This window comes from Paracoccus niistensis, from assembly GCF_042432925.1.
Taxonomy (GTDB): domain Bacteria; phylum Pseudomonadota; class Alphaproteobacteria; order Rhodobacterales; family Rhodobacteraceae; genus Paracoccus; species Paracoccus niistensis.
In genome coordinates this window covers 1-9,775 of sequence record NZ_JBHLWE010000051.1, presented here as the reverse complement: position 1 = coordinate 9,775, position 9,775 = coordinate 1, and the positions used below count along the sequence as shown (strand labels likewise).

The window sequence follows — 9,775 nt, the reverse complement described above, 5'->3', positions numbered from 1 at the left end:
TCCCGATCAATCTCCATGGACTGAGCATACTACCGTCAGACCGGGGCGGAAATCGGGCGGTTACCTTGCAGTGGAGATGGGACCGCTTCCAGATAACTGAGAAGGCGTCAGGCCGCGTAGGGTCTTGAACCTGCGCGCTGGCCTTGAGGCCCGAGATTCCACCGTTTGCTGGACAATCGCCCGGAACATGTATTGATGAGGTACCAAGTTCTCCATGATTGAAGAACGACGGGCAGAACGGGCGGAGAGCGGACTTTCGCCGCGAGCGCAAGAGCGCTTAGGAATGCGACAAAGAGCAGACATAGGGGGCAACTCCGGCTCCGCCTCAAAGGTATCGAGTTCGTGAGCCGAGCCTGCGACGTATACTAGTCCCTCGTACTCCTGCGCTTCTTCTCAGCTGCGGCAGCTTTCATATCACGCAGAAGCCTCTGCTTATTGAGAGAGTTTGGATCACCGAGTGCACGATCACCAACTGCCTTGCGAATCCCATCAACTATGCCAGCTGAATGAGTGCGAACATCAGAGTTTCGGCCGCTGCTTAGGTATTCGCGCTTCAATGCACGCATCGAAGCAGTTAAAAGCGTTTTATCGCTCGACGCTTTAATACTGTCGAGATACGCCTGCTGATTGTCCTTTGCAGGTAAAATAAGTAGCGCTTCTCGGGCAAATAGAGCTCCCATTTCAGATAGCTTGGGAAGCACGGTCCTTAACGCAACCGATAGCTGCGGATTTTTCACACTGTCTGCAAGAATTCTGGACACGGAGTTCGGAGCATTGAACTTGAAATCTGAGATCGACTTGGCCCGATCGATTGCTGCCCCGTAGTTGATAAATCTAACTCCACCAGCAACTGTAACCGGAGAAGACCCGATATGAGAGCGAGCCGCACTCATAAAACCCACCCAAATCTCGGCAGCCTCATACAACTTCTGGAGATGACGCAGTTTGTCCGGTGCAGGGATATGTAGAGCGTTTCGAATCAGCTGCGCATAAAGCTTCATGGCAACCAGCAATTTCGCCTCTAGCTCAGACACTTCTCGTCGGCGACTGATCCCTCGCCTACGAAGAACATTCGCTAGTCTCTGATTATTCCGAAGATCTGCGACTTCCGGATCAGGATCGGTGCTGTCAAACTCGGCCAACTCCTGAAAGGCCTCTACAATTTCGTGTGGATCGTCTTTGGTCGACTCAAGCCATTCGCTCGTCAGATCGATACCGTCACGCGAGTACTGCTCCAACAGCAATTCTTCAAGCCGATCGACCTGCTTGTAGATCTGATCGAGTACAGCACCGGTATCAGTTCCTTCCAACTCACCGTAGAAAACTATTTCAGCGTGGTGCTTGAATAGACCCTCATCAGTAGTGATTGATTTAGCGAATACAGTGTCAGATTTCATTTGGCGGGCAACAAAGTAAGAAAACAGATAATCTGCCCTAAAGGTTATTCGCCCACCTTCACTTACCAAGAGGCCCTTCTCTTCAAACTCCTGCAACAAGCCGCGAGGCAATTCTATCAGGTAGTTGGTTTCGTAATCACTTATGACCTGCTGCCATTCTGTATGCGCAAGGCCGCCGTTATCCCTCTCGAGAATCTGACGAGCAACAAAACTCAAGAACTCGATTTTGTCGTGAGAAGAAAATGTTCCCTCTCTAACGTCCTCAAGCTCAAATCGCCCGAGCAAGCACTCAACGTAGCGGTCCAGTAGTCGTGCCTTGTTGATCGGGCGAAAATCGTGATCCTGAACAAGTGTCTCGACAAGGACCGCGACTGTACTTGGGAAAATTGGCTCATTAATTTGTGACAGAGAGTCAATAGCGTGATTTGCCAACCTATCGATGATTGTATCGTCCTTGATGTTTTGACGATGCATCGAAATCACTTCCCTGATTTGCTGAACACCCAACTCACCAAGCTCATATATGTCATCTTCAATTGGTGACATTGTTGGATAGTCTGCGCTTGAGATGGCCTGACCAACTTTCTCCGTTCGAACAAAAGTCGTAATTGGTACCCTGGGAAAGAACCTTTTCATTGTTCGGCGGAAATTATTGAAATGCTCGGCATTGCTAAGATTAAGTCCATCCACGATCAATCGCACTGAGCCCGATTGAGCAAGATGCTCCATTTCGGAAGTCGTAAAATGCGTCAGACATGTTTGGACCATCGATCGAAGGATCGAGGCTTTGTTAACACTTGCCTCTCCAGCATCAAAGAAGACTGGCAGAACCCCAGTGTCTGCAACTTTCTCCGCAAGGCCTTTCAGAGTAAGGAATGCCGAAGTACTTAGTCCGGAGTCAGCTGGAGCAATGACAAATTGATCTCTTGAACTCTCTTCAAACAGAGTTGAAAGAGGAACAGCGGGTTCGAGCCATTGTTCATTGTCATCATATGCCACCTTTTGAATCTGTGGAATTATAAAGCTCTCGATATAGTTTGATTTGGCGCGGACATTCCGTCGGTGCCAATCCACAAAATCGTGGGGCATACCAGATATGAATTTCTGAGTCAGAGCTGACAATGATGGAGTTTTCTGAAAGAACTGACGATCGCTTTCCTTTACGTAGGTGGTACCGCCCTGAGCAAAATCCTCGCCCACAACGAACAAGCGTTGGCTTTTAGAGTATGACCGATATGTAATTTCTGATGCCTTACTGCGGGTGTTGCAGCGGATTATTGCATATCCGTTGGTTCCCTTTGACCAATCAGCGCGCAGTGGGGGCGACTGTATCAGGCCAGCTCCTGACTTCTTTCTAACTAGTTGGGTCATATCTGCAGTGTGAACATGCCCGTACAATACCAAATCGAAATTCTCAGCGGCAATAGAGGTGACTGCATCGCGTGTCACTTCTTCGAGCCAATCGAATGGATGGTGCAAAAGTAAGACGCGAAAGCCTTCCGTTGGCAGGTTTTTTACATATTCTGAGAGGATATGAGGTTCTACTCTGAGCTTTCCACGATCGCTATCGTTTCCGTCTCTTTGATGAGAAAGCCAGGTTGAGTTCATACCGACAATGTAGACATCACCAACTTGTTTGACATATCCGTAGAAGGATTGCTCAATATAGGGTGAAAACAGTGCCTCTAGCGCTCTGTAGTTTGCAAGGGGTCCGTCCGGATTGGTTCCGAAGGGAGATAGAATAAGGGAGCTCCCGGAGAACAAGTAACTGCTCGCCCGATCGTTCAGAAACCTCGCAGCGGCTTCCTTGTCTGCCAGGTGTCTCTGGATGTCGTGGTTGCCTGGGACAATTGCGATGTGATGATCAGCTTCTATCAACGGTGCCAAAAGAATGTCGAAGAGCACATCATACTGCTCTTGCTCTCCTGACTGAACCAGATCGCCAGTAAAGGCCGTAATTGTTTTGGGTCCCAGTCTCTGCTTGACTAAGTCTTCACGGAGTTTCTCAATTCGAAAGCGATTCTCGACATCATTCTTGAAGTGGAGATCGCTTAAATGAACGATAGAGTATTCCATTGATGATGGTCTCTTCTGCTCGGTTTCACAGGCTCTTTGGTCGAGCAGGAAAGTAGAGTGCAGAACCGACAAAGGCCATAGGCCACTTCGTTGCGGTTGCCACGCCAACCAATCTTTCGTTGCCACTGAGGCGATCAACGTCGAGCCGGACATGCGCGCGCATGCAACGACACCGAATGGCCTGTATATTTGGACTCATCAGAGCATCGCCTTTTTACAAACCGTTTACTAGGTGTCACATCGGGTGTGATTATATGGCTGTTTCCTGAACAGCTCTGGTCTTTTGTGATGCCAGACCTTGAGCGCGTCTATGGGCGTTCGGCCCTTGCGGACAGACTGGGGCAACTGGCCGTTGTAGAGGCGGACAAAGCGCAGGATGGTCCGCTTTAGGTCTTCGCTACTGCGGAAGCGGTGGCTCTGCAGGATGTCCTCGATCCGGCCGTTGAACCGCTCAACCATGCCATTCGCTTGCGGACGCATCGGGGGTGCTAGGCCGTGCTCGATGCCGAGATCGTCGCAAAGACGGTCGAACTCGTGGTTGCCGGTGGCGGCGCGGCGGCGCAGCCCGAAGAGCCGGTCGGTGAACTCCTTGCCGTTGTCCGTGAGCACCCGGGTAATCCGCATCGGTGCGGCGCGGTCCAGGTCGCGTGAGACAAGCGACGAGCATTCGCTGCCGTCTTCGTCGGGTAAATGCGCACGAAGGCCCGAGCCGGGTGGCGCGGTCGATGGCCACGAAGATATAGCGCCGGCTGTCCTCATCGGCCATCTGGGGCAGGTATTTGACGTCGATGTGGAGGTAGCCCGGCGCATAGGCCTTGAAGGGCTGTGGGCCGGCCGCGGCGTGGCCGGCTTCAGATCGCGCAGGTTGCCGGCACCATGCCGCCGCAGGCAGCGGTCGAGGCCGGAACGCGAGACATTCGGGTTCAGGAACTTGCGCATCACCGACAGCAGGTCGTCGAGCGGCAGCAGCAGGGGCTTGCGCAACGCAACTGCAACCGCCTCCTAGAGGGACGACAGCGTGGTCTGCAGCCGGTGCGGCGTGTGGCTCCGGTCATGGACGCTGTCGCGCTTGCGCCATTTCTAGACGGTCCGCTCGGAGATGCCGTAGCGCTTGGCAACCATCCAGGCAGGCTCGCTGCTCGCCTAGATCGCCACCCGGATCTTCGGCGTTGTCGTCGCCTGCTTGTGCAGAGAGATCAGCATGCCCGTCCCCCCTCCCGAGCCTCGCCCAAGAGCGATCTTGCCATGAACAAGGCGGTCCGGCGACCGTCTTTGTGGTCATCCGGAACGGGACACCTAGGCAAGCCGAAATTCGTAAGTGCAGTAGCTGGAGGGCCACCATATCAGTCACGAAGGACGTAATGAAGACAAATGCCATGAAGCAAAGTGGCTCGGCATCGGATTAAAAGTAGACACTTGTATGTTTTCCGCCGCAATAGAAACAAGATCAACGCAAGCGGCAGCCCCAACCAACTTTTCAAGGGCTTTTTTCACTTCCAATCCGCTCTGCCCTGTCTTCCGCCGTCGTAGGAGCATGATGCAGCCCAAGACGATTACGTCAGACATTCCCGCCTTCCATATTCAACTCGCGCAAGGCCCATTTGCTGGAGGTCCTTGTCGTCTTGATGGCTTCGCTTGGCCGCTCAGCTCGGCAGATGGGCTTGCAGCGCCAAAATATCCTGCCACAGCGACTGAGCAGTATCGTCATCGTCGCAGGTCTCGGCCACACTGCGCATTTTGTCGAGGATGGTCAACAATTCTAGCACGTCGCTGCGCTCAAGCGGTGCTGCCATGATGCCGCGCAACAACTGTTGCGCCTGCTCCAGCCGGTCGAACATCCTGTCATATGAGGGATCCGACAGCTGCTCCATTAATTGGCTGGCACGGTAAAGCAGGCGCACGAAGGTCTGCGTGAACTTGCGGCTACGTTTTCCTGCCGGAACCGCGCTCATTATAGCGATTGCCAAATCGAATTGACCGATTGCCTCTTCCGGCGGATAGAGCTCGCCCGCGACCCCCGCACATTCCGTCACATTCAGCGCCAGTTCCACCAGCCAGCGCGCGCTATCATGCTGCTCCAACTGCGCAAGCACCATCAGTTTCTGCTGCAAGATCTGCAAGACGCGCTGCGGGTTCTTCGCCCTGTGTTGGATCGCTTGCTGCTGGCTCAAAGCTGCCAAGAAAAGCTCGTGGCAGTACATGGTCGAGTCCGCCGCAGCATCAACGCATTCAGTAACCAGCGCTCCCGCATAATGGCAGGCCTCATTGGTCCAGACCTCCGCATCCTCAAGATCACCGCGCTTCAGCGCCAGCCTGCCGCGCAAAATCATGACCTGCGCGAAGTCGAAGCGGAGCTGCGGACTCTCGTCGCCCGCGATAAGATCCTCAAGAGCGGCGATAGCCTTGACGAAGTGCTGCTCCGCTGCATCGGCCTCCCCCGTGTCGCTCAACGCCACGGCCAGTTTCATCGTCGCATCAGCAAAACGATGCCGCAGTTCGACCGCGTCCATGGAACTCGCCAAAGCCTCGAGCGAGGCGACATCCTCCTTCAGCAGTGTTAACGCGGTGCGGGCTGCGCCGGTGGCTTTGTGCATCTCGGCCAGCTTGCGCAAAGTATAGCTCAAATCGAGCGCGCTGTTGGGGGCAGCGGCCAAACGGCGATGTTCGCGCTGGAATTCGGCCACCTCTTCATAGATCGCCAGCGCCCGGGCGGTTTCGCCCTCGGCCTCGGCCAGCAGCGCCAATCGCAACTGCGCCAAGGCCCGATCGTTGCGGGCGCCCAGATCCCCCTCGGAAGCGGGAGCCTCATCAAGAAGCGCATATTCCTGACGGCGCAGCTCAGCTGCTGCCCTGATCCCCTTCTGCGCCTCGACCGTATCGCCTAGACGCATCAGCGCCAGCGCCAAACTGCGACGCGACTTCGCACTCGGATCGTCGTGATAGAGGCTGCGGGCGCTATCCACTTCAGCCTCTCGCAGTGCTAGCAAAACCTCCTCGCCCTCCCCGTCCTGCTCGCCGATCACGCCGTTCAGCTCAGCTGTTGCCGCCAGAAGCTCGCGTCGATGCAGCGCTGTGGGTTCCGCCTGCGCGAGGGCGGACAGAACCGACACCGCCTCCTCTAGATCGCAGCGCGCCGCATCCAGATTACCGCGAAGACGGAAGTTTTCGCCCGATTTCACCAGTTGATGCGCATGGTAGCGGCGTGCGATCGCTAGCTCGGGCAGCGCTACCGAAAGTGCGCGGCTCAACGCGCGCGCGCGCGCGCGCCATGCCGCAGCCGCGCCTTCCCCCTCCAGCTCGGCTGTGTTAGCCGCAAGCAGGTTATAGATTGCGACCATCACCGGCCCATTGCGCAGTTGGGCCAGATCATCCCCCATCGCGCTGTCTTCGGCCAGTTTGAGCATATCCGCGAGTAGGTATCCCAGCCGCGGGCTGGCTCCCGACCAGTCATGTGCCTGACGCAAGACGATAAGCAGATCGCGCAAATGCGCTGGTCGCATCACTTCAGCGCGGTAATCCGCCGCCGCAAGCAAGCCCGACAGATGCGCCCCGACCTTTCCTGCCGTCAGCGTGTCGCGCAGCGACACGGCCCGCCGGATCCGCTCGGCCGCCGCGGCAAGCTGGCGCGGCGCCCAGCCGAGCGGGTCGAACCCATCCGCTGGGGGCGGATAGATCATCAGATCCAGTTCATAGACCCCCGCTTGCGCCACATGATCGGCCAGTTCGGCAAGGGCGGCGAAAAACGCGGTTTCGATTTCAGTGACATCGGCGAGGTTCTCCAGATCCTCACGTGCGGCCTCCAGATAGGCCTGCAGTCGGAATTCCGCCCGCTCCCCGCCCTCGGCACCGATGACGAAACCATAGGGGTTTTCGCCCGCAAGCAGGCCCTGCTTCACGCCGTTCAATGCTAAAAGTGCGCCAACCCTCTCCACCAGCAGCGGCGAGAAGGCCCGGCCTTGGGTGCTGGCGATACCCAGTGCCTCGCGCACCTCCTTAGGGGTTTCCTGCAACCGCTCGGAAACAAACCCCGAGAAACTGCGCCCAAGCAGCGCCTTCAGCCCCGCCGCCGTCAGCTGACCGTCAAGCGCGCGTTGTTCGAAACATCGCGGTTGCTGGCGCAGCCATGCCAGCATCTCGTCCAGAAAGCGCGGCATGCCCTCGGCCTTGGCGGCAATCGCCTGCTGCTGCTCGGCGGTCAGCCCACCAAATTGCGCAGGGATCAAAGCGTCAAGCCCCGCCAGCGGGCCGAGCGGCAGCACCAGATCGCTCTCGGGCCGGTGTAAAGCGCCCGGCATCTGCCCCGCCGCAAGCGAGACGTTCCATTCCCGCTCCCAGCTGGTCTGGATCAACAGCAACGGCCATTTCTCGGCGCGGGCCCGCAGCAAAAGCGCCCCGAGGAAACTGACCACCCCCAGATCTTCGCCTAGCCATTGCACGTCATCGACCAATAAGACCACCGGCACCACCGGCATCTCGGGCAAGGAAGGGCGGCACAAGGCCGCCAGCAGTTCGATCACCCGCTCGCTCAGCGCATCGCGCCCGCGCGCCGCCGTTGCCACCGGCTCGATCGACAATTCGGCCAGCTCGTTTAGCTCCCGTCCCGCCTTGCGATGGGCCTGAACCCGCACCGCGGCGCTGCGCAACAAGCCCGGAATGCCGAGGGTGGTCGCATCCGCCACCAGACTGACGCCAGTATCGAGCAGGCTGATGCCAGTATCTACTAGCGTGCTTTTATCCCCCCACAAACGCTTTTGCCGAACATCCTTGGCGCTCATGGCGCGATCGTAATGGCCCATATGCGCCTCGAGCGCGGGCAATGCGGCGGGCAAGGCATTGCCGAGGCTGCCGCTGTTGCGCTGCCCTATAGGAGCCAAACGCAACCCCCACCACAAAAAAGGCATGGCCTGTGTCTCCTCGGTACCTGTCGGTATCGCAATATCCGCCAGATCGGGATTAAGGGTGAGATTGTACTTCTCGCGCTGCAGCGCAGGCGGCCAATAACTCCTGCCCGTTTGCGGCGCATACTGCGCTACGAGGTCGCGGTAGAATTCCTGCGCCAGCCGCGTCTTGCCAAAGCCGCTTTCCGCAAGGATCGTGCAGACGATCGGCCCGTCCTCGACCGCCTTGCGATAGGCCCCATGCAGGAACTTCAGCTCGTCCTTCCGGCCTATAAAAGACAACTCGACCTGCATGGGCCTCTCCTGCGACTTATTGCTTTTGTAACAAATTCGCCTAGGCTTAACATGAGAAACATAAAGTGCCAGACCAAGTGTCAATGCATATGGGGTGGCCGAGGTTTCTTAGAAGCAAACCCCTACAAATAGTGTTCCGTTTAGCTGACCCTTGCGATGCAATCTCGCTGCGTCAAGTTTGAACGGCCGCCATCGGGAACGCCGCATAGCAGCAGCAATCGGCGTCGACCGTACGTCATGAGCCGGAACTCACATTCCACGTGCTGCCAATGTCTATCAAACGTTCGTATATTGGACACGTCGGCCGAGGCTGCCTCGGACCCCACCTTCATAGCTCTTTTCTGTCCGAAAACCGTGTCAGGAAATCAGTTGTCCGACATACCCTTTTCAGCTACTATCCTGACATGCTGATCGGCTACGCCCGCGTCTCGACCGACGACCAGAACCTGGATTTGCAGCGCGACGCCCTGCAGCGGGCCGGCTGCGAGCGCATCTTCGAGGAAAAGGAGTCAGGTCGGGCCGGCACGAAGCGCCCCGCCCTGGAGGCCGCGCTCGCGTTCCTGCGTCCCGAGGACCAGCTCGTGGTCTGGAAGGTGGACCGCCTGGGGCGCAGCTTGCGCGAGATGCTGGACACCGCCCACAAGCTCCAAGGGCACGGGGTCAGGCTCCGCTCGCTGACCGAGGCGGTGGACACCGAGACGCCTACGGGGCGGCTCATGTTCAACTTTCTGGGCACCATCGCCGAGTACTTCCTCGACCTGAATCGTGAAAGGACGCTTGAGGGGCTGAGGGCTGCGGCCGCTCGGGGCCGCAAGGGCGGGCGGAGGCGCAAGCTTTCCGAGGAGGACCTGGCGATGGCACGGGCTCTCCTCAAGGACACCAACATCCCCGTGGCGCAGATCGCCAAGCGGCTGAATGTCAGTCGTGCCACCTTTTACGCCTACTTCCCGCAGGCAAGGAGGCGGAGCCTGTCATGAGCGACGAGCAAATCGATCTTCTCGATCGGCTAGCTTGAACTGGTCCCTTTTTCGACCGGACACCTGGGCATAGTCATGGAGGCTTAGGCATATGCCTGAGCACGTGCTTATGTCTGAGATTGAGATCATCACC

General features: G+C 57.1%; 4 protein-coding genes and 1 pseudogene. 1 reads left to right on the top strand and 4 read right to left on the bottom strand.

The window, feature by feature from the left end; genetic code table 11:
* Positions 1–365: 365 nt before the first annotated feature.
* The 4 genes and pseudogenes from ACFFII_RS16775 to ACFFII_RS16760 form a co-directional block, all read right to left on the bottom strand.
* Positions 366–3,626, bottom strand: coding sequence for a metallophosphoesterase (locus ACFFII_RS16775; protein WP_377700022.1), 3,261 nt, complete (start codon positions 3,624–3,626; stop codon positions 366–368).
* Positions 3,627–3,701: 75 nt separating this feature from the next.
* Positions 3,702–4,676: pseudogene (locus tag ACFFII_RS16770) on the bottom strand (IS481 family transposase).
* Between the two features lie 144 nt (positions 4,677–4,820).
* A complete protein-coding gene (locus ACFFII_RS16765) occupies positions 4,821–5,039 on the bottom strand; it encodes a hypothetical protein (RefSeq protein WP_377700021.1) in 219 nt (72 codons plus the stop codon).
* 77 nt (positions 5,040–5,116) lie between these two features.
* Positions 5,117–8,665 (bottom strand): tetratricopeptide repeat protein, encoded by a 3,549-nt coding sequence (locus ACFFII_RS16760; protein ID WP_377700020.1) that lies wholly within the window; start codon positions 8,663–8,665, stop codon positions 5,117–5,119.
* 404 nt (positions 8,666–9,069) lie between these two features.
* Here ACFFII_RS16760 and ACFFII_RS16755 point away from each other — a divergent pair, with 404 nt between their 5' ends.
* The gene (locus ACFFII_RS16755) at positions 9,070–9,642 is read left to right on the top strand and encodes a recombinase family protein (protein ID WP_377700019.1); all 573 of its coding nucleotides are present in this window, start codon (positions 9,070–9,072) and stop codon (positions 9,640–9,642) included.
* The last annotated feature ends 133 nt before the right edge of the window (positions 9,643–9,775 follow it).

Bases quoted from the DNA above. Each gene is read 5' to 3' on its own strand.
- ACFFII_RS16775 (WP_377700022.1), bottom strand. From the start codon at position 3,626: ATGTCCGGCTCGACGTTGATCGCCTCAGTGGCAACGAAAGATTGGTTG.
- ACFFII_RS16765 (WP_377700021.1), bottom strand. From the start codon at position 5,039: ATGTCTGACGTAATCGTCTTGGGCTGCATCATGCTCCTACGACGGCGG.
- ACFFII_RS16760 (WP_377700020.1), bottom strand. From the start codon at position 8,665: ATGCAGGTCGAGTTGTCTTTTATAGGCCGGAAGGACGAGCTGAAGTTC.
- ACFFII_RS16755 (WP_377700019.1), top strand. From the start codon at position 9,070: ATGCTGATCGGCTACGCCCGCGTCTCGACCGACGACCAGAACCTGGAT.